Consider the following 13,865-nt stretch of genomic DNA (forward strand, 5'->3'; position numbering starts at 1 on the left):
GCATGGAAACACCGTTTGCCGCGCTCGAAGCTCGCGTCAACACCGGCGTGTTCCGCCACCTGGCGAATGCCAGCGCTGCGCTCGACGGCGTGCCGGTGACCGGCATCTTCGACAACGCCTACGCAGTCGACGGCGCCAGCCTCGGCCTCGCCGCCACCGCACCGGCCTTCACGCTTCCGAGCGCCGCCGTGCCGGCTTCTCCGGTCGGCAAGCCGCTGGTGCTGGGCGGCGTCACCTACGCGGTGGCCGAGCATCAGCCGGACGGCGCCGGCGTCTCCGTGCTGATCCTGGAGCGCACCGCATGACGACCGCCTTCGCGGCCATCACCGGCGCCGTTGTCGCCGCGCTGGAACGTGCGCCGGCAGTCTGCCCGGTGATTTTTCGCGCCCGCGACCGCGTGCTGGCGGAAGAGATTGCCAGCGCCGTCAATGTCCAGCTCGACGGCGCCGAACCGCGCCCCGGCGCGATCCGCGGCGCCCCGGTCGATTGGCACTCGCGCATCGCGGTCGAATGCTACGCGCGCTCGATGACGCAGGGCGGCGACCTGGCCGTCGACGATCTGCTGCAGGCGGTCTACCAGCGGTTGGCCGAGGACAGCACGCTGGGCGGGGTGGTGCTGGATATTGGCGCGCCGACCATCGACGCCGAGTACGGCACCGGCGCCCAGAAAACCGGCTGGGTGCGACTGACGTATCCGGTGCGCCACCGCACCAACCAGGGAAGTCTTGTATGAGCAAGCCGAAGAAAACCGCCGCGCAGACGCCCGCACCGCCGCCTGCACCCAATGGCCCGCGCGGTACGCCGCCGGCCGGCGGTAGCTGGCGCTGGAATCCGAACCTCGGCTGGGTGCCGCATCCCGCCGCAACCCCACAACCCACGCAAGACCTAACGCAGGAGCCATCATGACCCGTCTGATTCGCAACACCGTCATCCTCGCCAAGGTGGAAGCCGCCGCCGGCACCGACGCCGCGCCGACCGGCGCCGACAACGCCATCCTGGTATCGGACATGTCCTTCACGCCGCTGGAGGCGCAAAACGTCGATCGCAAGAACGTCCGCGGCACGCTGGGCGCCGACGAGCAACTGGTCGGTACAGCCAGCAGCAAGGTCAGTTTTAGCTGCGAGCTGGCCGGCAGCGGCACCGCCGGCACCGCGCCGGCCTGGGGCAGTCTGCTGCAGGCCTGCGGCATGTCGGAAGCGGTGCTGAGCGCGCCCGACCTGGTCGAATATAACCCGGTGTCGACCGGCATGAAGACCGCCACCATCTACTACCACGACGACGGCGTGCTGCACAAGCTGGTCGGCGCGATGGGCAACTGCAAGATCAGCGCCAAGGTCGGTGAGATCCCGAAGCTGCAATTCGAGTTCACCGGCAAAGTTGGCGGCACATCGGCCGTCGCCAACCCGACCGGCGTCTATACCGCGTGGAAGAAGCCGGTGGTGATGACGATGGCCAACACCGTCGACATCACGCTCGGAGCCACCTATGCCGACGGCGCGCTCACCGGCGGCACAGCCCAGGCCTCGACTGGCCTCGAGCTTGACCTTGGCAACCAGGTCGCGTTCACGCCGCTGCTATCGAAGGAACTGGTACGCATCACCAACCGCAGCGCGTCCGGCTCGGCCGAGCTGGAGCTGTCGGCCGCCGACGAAGTGGCGTTCATGACTGCAGTCAAGGCAAACACCACGCAAAGCGTGGCGCTGACCATCGGCACCGCGGCTGGCAACCAGATCGTGCTATTCGCGCCGGCGGTGCAGATGGTCAATCCGCGCAAGGTGGATCTGGACGGCACCCGGATGATCGGCTTCGACCTGCGCCTGGTGCCGGATGCTGGCAACGACGAACTGAAGATCGCCGTGCTGTAAGCGCAGCGGTATCACATTACAAAAGGAAAGACATGGCACGCAAACTGGTGATTGAAAACACGGTCAAGGTTCCGATCAAATTCACCCTCAACGACAACGGCAAGTTGGCCTCGTTCGTGTTCAGCGTCATCTGCGATCGGCTGGATCAAGCTGAAATCAAGGCGCGCTTGGACGACAAGGACAGCCTGGTCAGCGACTTCTTGACATCCGTGCTGCGCGGCTGGGAGGGGCAGCGGCTGGTAGTGGAAGAAGACGGCACACCGTCCGCGTTCGACGACGAATCGCGCGACATGATGCTGGGCACTGCCGGCGTCGCAGTGACCATCTTCAATGCCTACATCAAGGAATGTGGCGCGAAGGCAAAAAACTAACACAGGCCGCGCAACTGCTGGCGCGCGGCCAGCTACATATCCCGGGTGATGCGGATGACGAAGACAGTGCAGGCAGCAACGTCACCGAAGCACTTGCCGCCTTCGGCCTGCAAGCCGAGTCCGCGCTGCCAGCGAGAGAGGTTTTTGCACTGTGGCCCGAGAATCTTGCGGTGTTCAATTTCTGGCTTGTCGTGCAAACCCAGTGGCGGGTTGGCATGAGCGGCGCAACCGGGCTTGACTATGCCGGCGTGCAAGCCTGCATGGCGTTGCGCGGCATCCGAAAAAAAGACCAGCCGGAACTGTTTGCCGGACTGCAGATCATGGAGCGCGCCGCGTTGGATGTCTGGAACGAAAAGAGATGATGGGGGCGTAGCGCATGGCGACTGAAGCAAAAATCCGGCTGTCTCTGGATGGCGTGCAGCCAGTGGTCAGCGGCCTGAAACAGGTCGGCGACAAGATCGGCGATGTGAGTCATTCGCTGTCGACGCTGACCGCGATCGGCGGCGCGTTGTCGATCGGCGCTTTCGCCAGCATGATCAAGGGCGCCATCGACGCCGCCGACCATCTGAACGACCTGAGCAAATCGACCGGCTTGACTGTCGAGAATCTGGCGGGCCTGAAACTCGCCGCCGAACAGTCCGGCAGCGACCTCGATGGCGTGGCGAAAGCGATCAATAAACTATCGGTCAGCATGGCGAAGGACGCTGACAAGTTCGCCAAGTTGGGCGTGACCGCCAAAGACCCGCTGGAAGCGTTTAAGCAGTTGTCTGATGTTTTCGTGGCGATTCAGGATCCGCAACTACGCGCCGCAGTCGGTGCCGAAGCGCTCGGCAAATCGTGGGAAAGCGCCGCGCCGCTGCTGGCCGAAGGGGGCAAGAGCATCGGCGAGATGGTCGAAAAAGGCCAGCGGCTGTCGCACATGAACGATGACATCACGAAAGGAGCCGATGACCTCAACGACAAACTGGCCGAATTAACAAGCACCCATGGTTTTCTGAATCAGACCGTGGGTCAAATGTTGCCGCTGCTGAATAGCTTGGCCGACACCATGCTGGACGTACGGGACGACGCAAGCCGCGCTGCAGATTCTTTCAATCCCTTAACCGAAACGCTGCGCGCCGTCATCATCTTGGGCGGGAATCTCGCGTTTGTGTTCAAAGCGGTTGGGACCGAAATCGGTGGGATTGCCGCGCAAGCGGCAGCCCTGGCGCGAGGTGATTTCGCGGGTGTTGGAGCAATTCATGAGGCGATGGTCAACGACGCCGCAGTGGCAAGGGAGGCATTTGACAAGTGGGAACAGAAAATGTTGACCGCAGGCACGGCGGCGGCAAGTTTATCCAAGGATTTGAAAACGCTTTCCATTGCTGAATTTGAGCAACAGGAAGCGGCAGCGGGAGCAGCTCACGCTAAAACCATCGCTGCGGAGGCTGCAGCGAAAGTCCTTTTAGATGCCGGCGCGGCCGCCAAAAAAGCCGCCGCCGAGGCTGAAAGGGAAAACGCCGCCTACATCAATCTGACGGCGTCGATTAAAGCCAAGATCGATGAAAACGAACTCGAAATCGCGTTGGGCCGAACCGCCTCCGAAAGCGACAAGCTGCGCATCAAGCTGGTGCAGGATCTGGCCAGCGGCAAACTGACACTGACCGCCGCGCACAAGGCTGGAACGATCGCGGAAATCGATGCATTGGCGGTGTCGGAAAAACGGCTGGCCGTGTACAAGGCCGAAATCGCCATTGTTGACGAGCGCGTCAAGCAGCGCCAGGTCGAAGCCGACAGCATCAAGGCCTATTTCGAGGAACAGCAGGCAGGCTACAGCGCCGCCGTCAAGGCCGCCTCCGATGCCGTGAAAGCGGCGCAGAATGAATACGACCAGCTCGGCCTGAGCAAGAGCCAGATCGCCGAACTCACGCTGGCGCAACTGCAACTGAATCTGGCGAAATTTAACGGCGTCGACGCCGACAATGCCGGCGCCGTCGCCACGCAGCAGCAGATCGACAAACAGCTAGAACTCATCGGCATCCTGCAAAAAACCGAAGTCAAGCAGCAATACAAGGACATTTTCGACAGCATCGACCGCACTGCGCACGATACCTTCGTGTCGATTTTCGACAGCGGCAAAAGCGCGTTCGATCGCCTGCGCGATGCGCTGAAAAACGGCTTGCTCGACCTGCTGTACCAGATGACGTTGAAGAAATGGATTTTCCAGATCGGCGCGACGGTATCGGCAACTGGCGCGGCCGGCATGGCGCAGGCGGCCGGCGTGGAGGGCGGCTTTGGTGGCGTCAGCAATCTGCTGGGCACGGCCAAAACCTTGTACAGCACGATCACCGGCGGCTTTGCCGGCTTGTCATCCAGCCTCGGTTCGATGGTCACCAGTGTCGGCGAATTCTTCGGCTCCGAATCGCTGATGAATGTCGGCTTCGGCATGCAGGGCGCCGGCGGCTTTGGCGCTTCGTCGGGAGCCGCAGGCCTTGGCAGTTCGATCGGTGCCGCGCTGCCATCCGTGGTGGCGACGGTCGGCGGTTACATGCTCGGCAGCGCTATTTCAGGCAAGTTTGCCGCGTTCGGCAATGCCAACATTGCGAATGCTGGCGGCGCGATCATCGGCACTATCTTGGGCGGGCCGATTGGCGGCGTGATCGGTGGCGCCATTGGCGGCTTGATCAACCGCGCCTTCGGCATGGGGGAAAAGGAGTTGCGCGGCAAGGGCATCGAAGGCGCGTTCGGCGCTAGCGGCTTTGCTGGCAACACCTTTGCCGATTGGCATCAGGATGGCGGTTGGTTCCGCAGCGACCGCAACGGCCGCGATACCGGCGCGCTGGACGCGGTGACCAGCCGCAATTTCACCGACCTGTTCCTGAAAATGCGCGCGTCGACCGGCGTACTGGGCGCCACGCTCGGCCTGTCCGCTGATGCGTTGGAAAATTTCAGCCAGCGCATCAGCGTGACGCTGACCGACGATGCGAAGAAGAACGAGGAACTGATTGCCGGCGTCTTTGCCGGCATTGGCGACACGCTGGCGCGCACCGTGGCGCCGGGTATCGACGCCTTCGGCAAAGAGGGCGAGGCCGCCAGCGACACGCTGCAACGGCTGTCGGTTAGCATCACCGCGACCAACGCCTGGCTGTCGATGCTGCGCCAGCGCGTGTTCCAGGTCGGCCTGGCTGGCGGCGATGCTGCCAGCAAGCTGGCCGATGCCTTTGGCGGCCTGGAGAACATGACCGGCGCCAGTGCCAAGTTCTACGAGCTGTATTACTCGGAGGGCGAGCGCGCCGCGCGCAGCCAGGAAGACATGGCGGCCGCTCTGGCGAAGGTCAATCTGACGCTGCCGAGCAGTAAAGATCAACTGCGCGACATGGCGCTGGCACTCGATCTGAATACCGAATCTGGGCGGGCGGCGTATGTCACGTTGCTGGCGATTGCGCCGGAGTTTGCAGCGGTGGCCGACGCCACGGCGCGGATGGCGCAGGAGGCAGCGGATCATCTGATAAGCGTGTTCACCGGGCGCGGCCAACTGCTACCGGCGCTCGATGCGGCCACGCTCAAGACGCTGCTGCTGGGCGATACGTTGGTCAGCACCTACACTGCGGCCGGAAATATTTCGACCCTGTTCCTCGATGTCAAATCCGGCTTGATCACGTTCGGCAGCCGCACGCAGAATTTAAGCGGCGATCTGAGCGGCGCGCAACTGGCGGCCGGGCTGCTGAGTGACCAGATCACCGCGTTGCGCCGCGGTGCCGATGGCGCCACCATCGACTTCCAGGGCTTGAGTGCCGCCCTGGATGGCGTCAATACCGAAACCTTTACCGCCGCGGTCGGCAAGGTGTTTGAGAGCCTGGCCGAACGAATTTCCGGCGTGATCGGCGACATTGGCAGCGAACGCATCGCACTGCGCGACGCCGCGCTGCAGATCATCAATCCGACCGTGATGAGCAAGGCGGCGATCCAGAGCGGGATTGCCGGCATCAATACCGGGCTGCCGAGCAATGCGCAAGTGCTGTCGGCACATGAGCGGCTGAATGCCATGTATGCCGCGCAGTCGTCTATTGATCAGCGCGAGGCAGAGTTGCGCGCGATCCAGGCGCAACGCGATACGGTCGCCGGCTCGGATTATTCCGGCGGCGTTGATAGAAACGCCGCCAGCGCCACGCTGCAGGCCGAACTCGTGCGGCAGGAGCAGATTCGGGCGCAAGCAAAAGCCGCGCGCGATGCGGAATACGCAAGCATCGATGCTGACTGGCAGGTCATGGATTACTACCAGTCGATAGCCGCATCTCGCAGGTACGCGGCCGACAAACGGCTGAATGACACGATCGCGCAAGTGGATGCTGCGATTGTGCAGGCCACGGAGGCGTACAACAACACGGTGCGGCGGGCCGGCGAAGAAGTCAGAAACGCACAACTGGCCAGCATCGACGCAACAATCCAGTCACTGACCGGGCCGTTGGCAGCATCCCAAAGCGCGCTTGCCGCCGAGCGGGAGGCGGCCACAGCGCAGGCAACGCAAGCGCAACTGGCCTACGCCGACGCGCTGCAAGCCTTTGCGATCGATGCCAGCAAATCGGTCGGCAAGCTGTCGAACTTGCGCGAAGAGACGGTCAAGTATTACGAAGCGCAAAGGCAGCTGGCTGACTTGATGGGCAAGAGCGCGGCCGGCCTGCGCGGCACTGTCGCTGATTACCGCTACAGCCAGATGACGGACGCGCAGCAACTTGACAAGCTGCAGGCCGACTATGCCACCGCATACTCGATGGCGCTGTCAATCGACGGCGAGGCGCTGGCCGGCTACGGCGACAAATTGAACGGCCTGCTGAGCCCGATGCTGGAAAAGGCCAAGGATGTGCTCTCCGGCGGCGCTTACACCACCTTTGCCGCCACCGCGATCGCCCGCGCCGAAGCCATCGCCGGCCGGCTGGAAGCGCTGACGCCGACCAATTACGACGCCGACAGCCTGGCGCTGCTGGGCCAGATCGACGCCACGCTGGCGGCGCTGGATGCTTCCAGTAGGTCAGCCGAACAATTGATCGTCAACGCCATCAATGCCGGGCGCGACAAGACCGCAGATGGTTTGCATGCGGTGGTCGCGGCGATCACCGGCCAGGCCGTCCCGGCGTTTGCGACCGGCGGCGATTTCGGCGGCGGCCTGCGCATCGTCGGCGAGCGCGGCCCCGAGCTGGAGGCGACCGGGCCGTCGCGGATTTTCAACGCAGCCCAGACTCGCGCGATGCTGGCCGGCGGCAACGGCAATACCGAGATGGTCGCCGAAATCCGGGCGCTGCGCCAGGAGAACGCGAACATGCGCATCGAGTTGCGCGCCATCGCGACCACGAATGCCAGGCTGGCGCGGCTGGCTGAGCGCGCAGAGCAGGACGGCATCTTGGTGCGCACCGATGCCGACACACCTTTGCATACGGTGGCGCCATGAAGGTCATCAAGCCGACCACCATCGACGACACCATGCTGGTCAGCAGCAGCGTGGCGGAAGCCGACTATGCCACGTATACCGCTGGCACCGATTACGCAGTCGGTGCGCGCGTCATCTACCAGCACGTGATTTACGAATCGGTGCAGACGCCCAATGTCGGGCACACGCCAGGCACCGATGCATTGTACTGGGCGAATATCGCGCCCACCAATCGCTGGCTGATGTTTGACCAGGAGGTCAGCTCACAAACGGCTGACGCCAGCCCGTTGACCGTGGTGATCAAGCCGGGTTATGCCAACAGCCTGGCTCTGTTTGGGCTGGAAGCCGCGCACCTGTCGATCACTGTGCGCGACGGCCTGTCCGGACCGATTGTGTACAACCACGAGATGGATCTGGACGGCACGGTGATCGCCGACTGGTATCAATATTTTTTCGAACCATCGGTGCAGCTTGGCGAAGCGGCGTTCACCGACCTACCGCCCTACATCGACGCTCACATCACGCTCACGCTCACCAGCGCTGACGCCGTGAAATGCGGCTCCCTGATCATTGGCACTTTTTACGATCTGGGCGATGCGCAGTTTGGGGCATCGGTTGGCATCATCGACTTCAGTCGCAAGGACACCAGCGCCGCCGGCGTGACTACGTTGGTCAAGCGGAAGTTTTCCAAGCGCTTGAGCGCGCAACTGATGTTGAGCACCAGCCAGATTAACAAAGTGCAACGCATCTTGGCCGATCTGCGCGCCACGCCGTGCGTCTGGATCGGGGTGGACGATGCCGGCTTTGAACCGCTGACCGTGCTGGGCTTTTATCGTGATTTCTCGATCGATGTCGCGTATCCAACGACATCGTTTTGCAACCTCGAAATTGAAGGGATGACCTGATGGCGATTGCTCCATTGCCGCCCGCGCCGAGCCGCGCCGATCCAGCCAACTTTGCGGCGCGCGGTGACGCACTGTTGGGGGCGCTGGCCACATTTGTCAGCGAAGCCAATGCGTTGCAGACCGACGTGAATGCCAAGCAGGCGGCCACCACGGTGTCCAGCAGCGCCGCTGCCGTAAGCGCGGCCACCGCTTCCGACGGCGCGAGCGTCGCCACGAGTAAGGCGTTGCTGGCCGCCGCCTCCGAGGCCAGTGCGCTGGACAGCAAGACATTTGCGGACGCGTCCGCCGTCAATGCGTCAACCGCCAACACGAATGCTCAGGCCGCGGCAGGAAGCGCTGTATCGTCCGCCGCCGCCTCGTCCGCCGCCCGCGATCAAGCCATCGCCGCCTGGGGCGCAAGCATGGCCCCGGCCGAGACGCTGCCGTCAATCAGCAAGACCCTGCATTCTGGCTCAATCGTCAAGACCATCCTTTACGACACCAGCAAGGACAGTGATGGCGGCGCCTGGCGCCTGCGCTGCCAGGACAAGAGTTGGTACAACGAACCGATCAACGGCGCATGGCTCGGCCAAGCGGCCACCGCAGCAGCAGCATGGGCGATGACTGGCGCGGTCACCGGAGCGTATTTTCAGAACACCACCGACAAGAAATTTTACGCGCTCGGTGCGGCCAGCCCGCAGGTCGTCGAAGTCTTTCGCGGCAACGTGCGCGGCTTCCCGGCGCAGGCAGCGATTATTGCAGAAACAAGCCGAATCGTGCTGTACGACCTGACGCAGCCAGGTTGCCCGATGTGGGCAACGATGGGGATCGGTCAAGTCGTTAGCAATGTCTCATCCTGTTTCGCGCAAGGCGGGAAGCTACTGATTGGGGCGAATGGCGGCGAGGCACAGTACCTTGCGATCTTTGATTTTATCGCACAGGAGTGGGCTGTCTTTAGAACAAGCGGAAAGCAAACTTATACTGGCCGGGCGCTGTCATCTCTCGGCACGGCAGGGGGAATTGACGCAACAAAAGCGATTGTACACAACACGGTCAACGGCGTCGCCCTGACCGTGTTGCCGGGCGCGCCGATTGATCCAGCGACGGGCTTGGCGGTGCCGACGATTGCCGTGGCGACCGGGGGTGGCGTCAGCGTGATCAAACACGATGGCACGGTCGTCAACGGGTTTAATAGCGTCGGCGCAAGCAATGTCCATTTTGATGGGCGGGACAACCTGTGGTGGTCGATTGCGGCAGGGAGCAATGTTGCGTTTGCCAAACCGCCGTTTTCCGCAGGGTTCGGCGCTTATCGATACGTTCACAACACTGCTCCCGCGCCACTGTATGCAGCCGGCGCAAAATTCGCTGGCAAGCAGGCCATCGTCGCCCACGGCGGCGAGTTGGGCTACACCCAAATACTCAATGAGGAAATTTCAGTAGGCCAAAGCCTGAAGTCGATGGTTGCCCATATTACGAACGCCTACGGCACCGGCTGGCTGGTCGGTGACATTCGAGGTGCCTGGCTGGCGGATACGGTAGCGGAGACAATCACAGAATCGGGTGAGCTAGTTGCGAATGGCACGTTTGCCACGGACTTAACCGGGTGGAATACAACCGCACAAGGCGGAACGCTATCCTGGGCATCCGGGCAAATGACTGTCACGGGAACTGCCGCATCCATGCGACAGGGCGGATACGTGTCAATCAATTGTGTGATTGGCAAAACCTACACTGCGCGTTGCACACTGGTTTCATCCAACACAGCAAATAGGTATTTCTGGGTCAGTGCCAGTGCGGTGGGAAGCGCCTCAATAGCGACCCTCGACACCACTAATTTTGTGGTGGGTGAAAATACTCTCACCTTCGTAGCGACTTCGGCGACGCTCTACGTTCACGTAATGGTATTCAATGCCACAAATACTGCGGTTGTAGACGATGTTTCCTGCAAACTCGCAGTCCCTGACCGCAGCGTCAAAAACAACGGATTGAACGTCACCGGTACGCTGACCAAAGCCCCGGTCGCATCGGGTGCGCAACTAGTTGGCTATAGCGGATTTTCGGTGGCGAATTACCTGACTGCCAGCGGTTTTGCTACTGGCGGATTCTTGATGGGATGGCAAAAGGCCGCATCGGGTGTGTGGGAATTCAAGACCGGCGCGGCGCTGGATGGCGTGACTGAAAGCGCCGGCGTGATTCGCATCGAGGGCACGCTGCCGAAGGCATTGATCCGCTACACGATGACGACGCCCTCCGCCGATCAACTCGCCCATATGTATCGCACCGAACTGCCATTATTCCAGCCCGGCGCCCAATGCACGCTCGATGGCACATCTACTGCCGTCACCGCACTGGCGCATGACGAAGATGCCGACATTCTGCATGTTGGTACCTCCTGGGGCCGTAGTGCATTTCGTGATCTGCTGCGCGTCGAGAGTGCCGCGACCTCGGTTGGCAGCATCACCAGCCTATCGGCAGGTCAAGGGGCGTACATCACTGGCGGCGCGACGGCGGCACGGTTTTACCAACCGGCACTGCTGCTGCGCGATGAATTGAAGCGCAAAGCAGAAGCCAAAAAGGCACTCGGTAAAGAGCCCGTATTCATCGAGTTCGACGCCGTCGGCGCCCAAACCGCCTTCACGCTACCCTTGGGATTCACGACCAAGGCGGTGTACACCACTGGAACATTGAAGCGGCTCGGCACGACCAAAGACTATACGACCAGCTTCGACGGTTTCCGCGAAACCGTCACGTTCGGCGTCGCTCCGGGTGCTGGCGTGTGGGTATCGATCATGGCCGTAAGGAGCAACTGATGGCGAGTTTTATCAATCTGATGGCCAATGACGTCTGGAGCGAGGCCGACATCCTCAACCGCACCGAGGCCATGATTCGCAGCGAGTTTTCCGACGTTGCGACCGCGATTCTGAATCGCAAAGCGACCGGCGCGGCATTGGGGCAGTACACGATGAGCGCGGACGAACAGGCCGAGCTGGCGCGATACGCGGTGGTGTCCGAGGCAGCGCGGCAGGCGGGGATCGATGCGCGGGCCGACATGGCGCTGCTGGCGGCGGCGATGGCGGTCGAACGAGCGCAGGCGCGGCTGGCGTGCGAGCACATCGATGGCGATCATCAGGATGCGGACGCGCGCAGCGCCGCTCAGGCAGTGATCGACGCGGCGGCGGCGGAAGCGCTGGCCCTGGTAGCTCTGCGCCGGCCGGCCGGCGAGGGAGTTCCGGCATGACCGCGCTTGCTTTGTATTTCGTACTCTGCCTGCTACAAGGGGCGGACGTGGCAAGTACTGCGTACATCATCCACAACGAGATCGGCTACGAAACCAACCCTGTCATGGCGTGGCTGATCGACAAGCTCGAGCTGCCGCTCGGCCTGGTGGCGCCGAAAGTGGCGCTACTGACGCTGATCTACATCTACGTCCTGCCGTCCGAGTATGTGCTCTACATTCTCGCCGCTCTGATCGCGGTGTACGCGGCGGTGGTGGCGAACAATGTGCGCGTGATTTTCAACTTCAAAAAATAAGGCCAACTATGCCGACAATGGACAGTAGGGAAAGAACGCTGACGGACGCCGACGTGCAGGCGATCGTCAACCAGGCGGAACAGGCGATCGTCAACCGCTTTTACAAGGACCTGGGGCGGGGTGTTTGGGGCATCGTCTGGAAAGCCGTCATCGTAGCCATTATAGGTATTGCGGCAGCAGGTTATTTTAAAGGAGTGAAGTGATGGGAATCATCAGGCGAATGGCAGGGCGCACGCTGGTGTTTTTCGTGCTGACGTGCATGGCGCTCCTTGGGCTTGAGTTGTTGGTGCAGTTGGGGCGCGACCGCTTTGATCTGGTCGGCCGCTTCCCGGAGCTGATGATGGGGCTGAAGGCTGCCGCGATCCTGGCGTGGGCGGAGATTTCGGTAATGTGGCTCCGCATAGGCATTTCGCCACAAGTTGATGTGCAGGAGTGCGCGCGGATGGCACAGTTCAACCCGCAGTCTGCCGCGCTGGCCTTCGCCGCGCACCAATTCGCCTGGGCGGTGCGGCTGGTTGCTTTCATTGTCCTGTACGGGGTGCTGTGATTCTGCGCAGGATCGCGCTGGCCTTCGCCGCGGCGCTGGCCCTCCAGGCATCGGCCCAGCCGTTGCCTGGCGCTGCCGCGCAGTTGGTGCCGCAACTGGCGGCCGAGATCGATCGCTTCTGGCCCGATCTGGTACCGCGCCAATTTCCGGCCGGCGTGATCGAGCAAGAAAGCCTGTGGCGAGTGAATGCTCGGCTCAAGACCGCGCGCGAGCACGGCTGCGGCCTGTCGCAGCATACGATCGCCTATGACGTCGCCGGTCGTGTGCGCTTCGACGCATTGGCCGAGACACGCCGCATGGATCCGTCGCTGGCCGGCTGGACCTGGGCCGATTGCACCAACGTCACCTATCAGCTGCGTGCGGCGGTGCTGAAGCTGCGCTCGACCGCACGCGACTGCGAGGCCATGATGTCCAGCACGCTCGATGCGCGGGCCTGCGACGCCGCGAAGTACAACGGTGGCGCTGGCAGCGTGGCCAAGCGCGTGCGGCTGTGCCGCGCCGAGTCGGCCTGCGATCCGGGGCAATGGTTCGGGCATCTGGATCGCCAGTGCCCGCAGGCGCGAGAAAGGGTCACCGGCTATGCCGAATCGTTCTGCGAGATCAACAGCCGGTATCCGGCGCGGGTGTTCGACCGGATGAAAAAATACGAGGGGTTGCTATGAGCGCCCGCCTCATAGCTGCGGTTTGCGCGCTCACGCTGTTGGCGGGCAGCTACTGGTATGTGTTCAATGCCGGAAAACGCGTGGAGCGGGCCGACTGGGTGGCCGCGCAAGCCAAAGATATCGCGAATGCCCGCGAATCGGAGCACGAACTACAGCGCATGACCAACCGCGCCAGCGCGGCCTACCTCGATCGCGTCAATCGTCAACTGGAGAAAGCCCGTGCGCTACCCAAAATTGCCCTGCCTGTGGATTGCCCTGTCCCTGCTGATGTTGGCCGGGTGCTCAACGACGCGCAACTCGGCGTGCGTGACGATGCCGGATCTAGACCCGGTGCTGGCACAGCCGGCCCGGCCGTTGATTCCACATGCGCAGCCGAGCTCGACATCGCCAAGCGCAATTACGCCGAGGTCTGTATCCCGAACGCCGAGCAACTGACTGAATTGCAGGAGCGCTGGGCAGCGACGAAGAAGAAGGTGAATCGAGAGGACTAATCGGCGGTTCGAATTCCGAAATCGGAGCCACTAGGCGTCGGCCATGGTGGAAACTGAAATGACAGCTTATTGCCAGTATTTCTGTGAAACCCGCATGAAATAATGGGCTT

Annotated in this window: 14 protein-coding genes; all 14 read left to right on the plus strand. The window is 62.3% G+C overall.

The window, feature by feature from the left end:
• The first annotated feature begins 2 nt into the window (after positions 1-2).
• The 14 genes from ACK2VC_RS15920 (at position 3) to ACK2VC_RS15985 (ending at position 13,755) form a co-directional block, all read left to right on the plus strand.
• Positions 3-305: a head-tail joining protein gene (locus tag ACK2VC_RS15920; protein WP_486731357.1), complete on the plus strand. Its 303-nt coding sequence runs from the start codon at positions 3-5 to the stop codon at positions 303-305.
• The gene (locus ACK2VC_RS15925) at positions 302-733 is read left to right on the plus strand and encodes a hypothetical protein (protein WP_486731358.1); all 432 of its coding nucleotides are present in this window, start codon (positions 302-304) and stop codon (positions 731-733) included. Before ACK2VC_RS15920 ends, ACK2VC_RS15925 begins: the two co-directional genes overlap by 4 nt.
• A 169-nt stretch (positions 734-902) precedes the next feature.
• A complete protein-coding gene (locus ACK2VC_RS15930; protein ID WP_486731359.1) occupies positions 903-1,865 on the plus strand; it encodes a phage tail tube protein in 963 nt (320 codons plus the stop codon).
• Positions 1,866-1,897: 32 nt separating this feature from the next.
• Positions 1,898-2,236 carry a hypothetical protein gene (locus ACK2VC_RS15935; RefSeq protein WP_486731360.1) on the plus strand — a complete coding sequence of 113 codons (339 nt, stop codon included), beginning with the start codon at positions 1,898-1,900 and terminating at the stop codon, positions 2,234-2,236.
• Positions 2,212-2,598, plus strand: a complete 387-nt coding sequence (locus ACK2VC_RS15940; RefSeq protein ID WP_486731361.1) for a DUF1799 domain-containing protein — start codon at positions 2,212-2,214, stop codon at positions 2,596-2,598. Before ACK2VC_RS15935 ends, ACK2VC_RS15940 begins: the two co-directional genes overlap by 25 nt.
• Positions 2,599-2,612: 14 nt before the next feature.
• The gene (locus ACK2VC_RS15945; RefSeq protein WP_486731362.1) at positions 2,613-7,661 is read left to right on the plus strand and encodes a hypothetical protein; all 5,049 of its coding nucleotides are present in this window, start codon (positions 2,613-2,615) and stop codon (positions 7,659-7,661) included.
• Positions 7,658-8,545: a hypothetical protein gene (locus tag ACK2VC_RS15950; protein WP_486731363.1), complete on the plus strand. Its 888-nt coding sequence runs from the start codon at positions 7,658-7,660 to the stop codon at positions 8,543-8,545. Before ACK2VC_RS15945 ends, ACK2VC_RS15950 begins: the two co-directional genes overlap by 4 nt.
• Positions 8,545-11,334: a hypothetical protein gene (locus ACK2VC_RS15955; RefSeq protein WP_486731364.1), complete on the plus strand. Its 2,790-nt coding sequence runs from the start codon at positions 8,545-8,547 to the stop codon at positions 11,332-11,334. Before ACK2VC_RS15950 ends, ACK2VC_RS15955 begins: the two co-directional genes overlap by 1 nt.
• Positions 11,334-11,762 (plus strand): hypothetical protein, encoded by a 429-nt coding sequence (locus tag ACK2VC_RS15960; RefSeq protein WP_486731365.1) that lies wholly within the window; start codon positions 11,334-11,336, stop codon positions 11,760-11,762. Before ACK2VC_RS15955 ends, ACK2VC_RS15960 begins: the two co-directional genes overlap by 1 nt.
• Positions 11,759-12,055 (plus strand): DUF5658 family protein, encoded by a 297-nt coding sequence (locus ACK2VC_RS15965; RefSeq protein ID WP_486731366.1) that lies wholly within the window; start codon positions 11,759-11,761, stop codon positions 12,053-12,055. Before ACK2VC_RS15960 ends, ACK2VC_RS15965 begins: the two co-directional genes overlap by 4 nt.
• Positions 12,056-12,063: 8 nt before the next feature.
• Positions 12,064-12,258 (plus strand): hypothetical protein, encoded by a 195-nt coding sequence (locus ACK2VC_RS15970; RefSeq protein ID WP_486731367.1) that lies wholly within the window; start codon positions 12,064-12,066, stop codon positions 12,256-12,258.
• Positions 12,255-12,602: a hypothetical protein gene (locus ACK2VC_RS15975; RefSeq protein ID WP_486731368.1), complete on the plus strand. Its 348-nt coding sequence runs from the start codon at positions 12,255-12,257 to the stop codon at positions 12,600-12,602. The genes ACK2VC_RS15970 and ACK2VC_RS15975 overlap by 4 nt, the downstream gene beginning before the upstream one ends.
• A complete protein-coding gene (locus ACK2VC_RS15980) occupies positions 12,599-13,264 on the plus strand; it encodes a hypothetical protein (protein ID WP_486731369.1) in 666 nt (221 codons plus the stop codon). The genes ACK2VC_RS15975 and ACK2VC_RS15980 overlap by 4 nt, the downstream gene beginning before the upstream one ends.
• The gene (locus tag ACK2VC_RS15985) at positions 13,261-13,755 is read left to right on the plus strand and encodes a hypothetical protein (protein WP_486731370.1); all 495 of its coding nucleotides are present in this window, start codon (positions 13,261-13,263) and stop codon (positions 13,753-13,755) included. Before ACK2VC_RS15980 ends, ACK2VC_RS15985 begins: the two co-directional genes overlap by 4 nt.
• Positions 13,756-13,865 lie beyond the last annotated feature (110 nt).

The organism is Herbaspirillum sp. WTB6 (assembly GCF_057457785.1).

What these genes read in the sequence shown, in the direction of transcription:
- ACK2VC_RS15960 (WP_486731365.1), top strand. Translation starts at nt 11,334, where the DNA reads ATGGCGAGTTTTATCAATCTGATGGCCAATGACGTCTGGAGCGAGGCC.
- ACK2VC_RS15985 (WP_486731370.1), top strand. Translation starts at nt 13,261, where the DNA reads ATGAGCGCCCGCCTCATAGCTGCGGTTTGCGCGCTCACGCTGTTGGCG.
- ACK2VC_RS15925 (WP_486731358.1), top strand. Translation starts at nt 302, where the DNA reads ATGACGACCGCCTTCGCGGCCATCACCGGCGCCGTTGTCGCCGCGCTG.
- ACK2VC_RS15935 (WP_486731360.1), top strand. Translation starts at nt 1,898, where the DNA reads ATGGCACGCAAACTGGTGATTGAAAACACGGTCAAGGTTCCGATCAAA.
- ACK2VC_RS15930 (WP_486731359.1), top strand. Translation starts at nt 903, where the DNA reads ATGACCCGTCTGATTCGCAACACCGTCATCCTCGCCAAGGTGGAAGCC.
- ACK2VC_RS15920 (WP_486731357.1), top strand. Translation starts at nt 3, where the DNA reads ATGGAAACACCGTTTGCCGCGCTCGAAGCTCGCGTCAACACCGGCGTG.
- ACK2VC_RS15955 (WP_486731364.1), top strand. Translation starts at nt 8,545, where the DNA reads ATGGCGATTGCTCCATTGCCGCCCGCGCCGAGCCGCGCCGATCCAGCC.
- ACK2VC_RS15970 (WP_486731367.1), top strand. Translation starts at nt 12,064, where the DNA reads ATGCCGACAATGGACAGTAGGGAAAGAACGCTGACGGACGCCGACGTG.
- ACK2VC_RS15940 (WP_486731361.1), top strand. Translation starts at nt 2,212, where the DNA reads ATGTGGCGCGAAGGCAAAAAACTAACACAGGCCGCGCAACTGCTGGCG.
- ACK2VC_RS15950 (WP_486731363.1), top strand. Translation starts at nt 7,658, where the DNA reads ATGAAGGTCATCAAGCCGACCACCATCGACGACACCATGCTGGTCAGC.
- ACK2VC_RS15965 (WP_486731366.1), top strand. Translation starts at nt 11,759, where the DNA reads ATGACCGCGCTTGCTTTGTATTTCGTACTCTGCCTGCTACAAGGGGCG.
- ACK2VC_RS15945 (WP_486731362.1), top strand. Translation starts at nt 2,613, where the DNA reads ATGGCGACTGAAGCAAAAATCCGGCTGTCTCTGGATGGCGTGCAGCCA.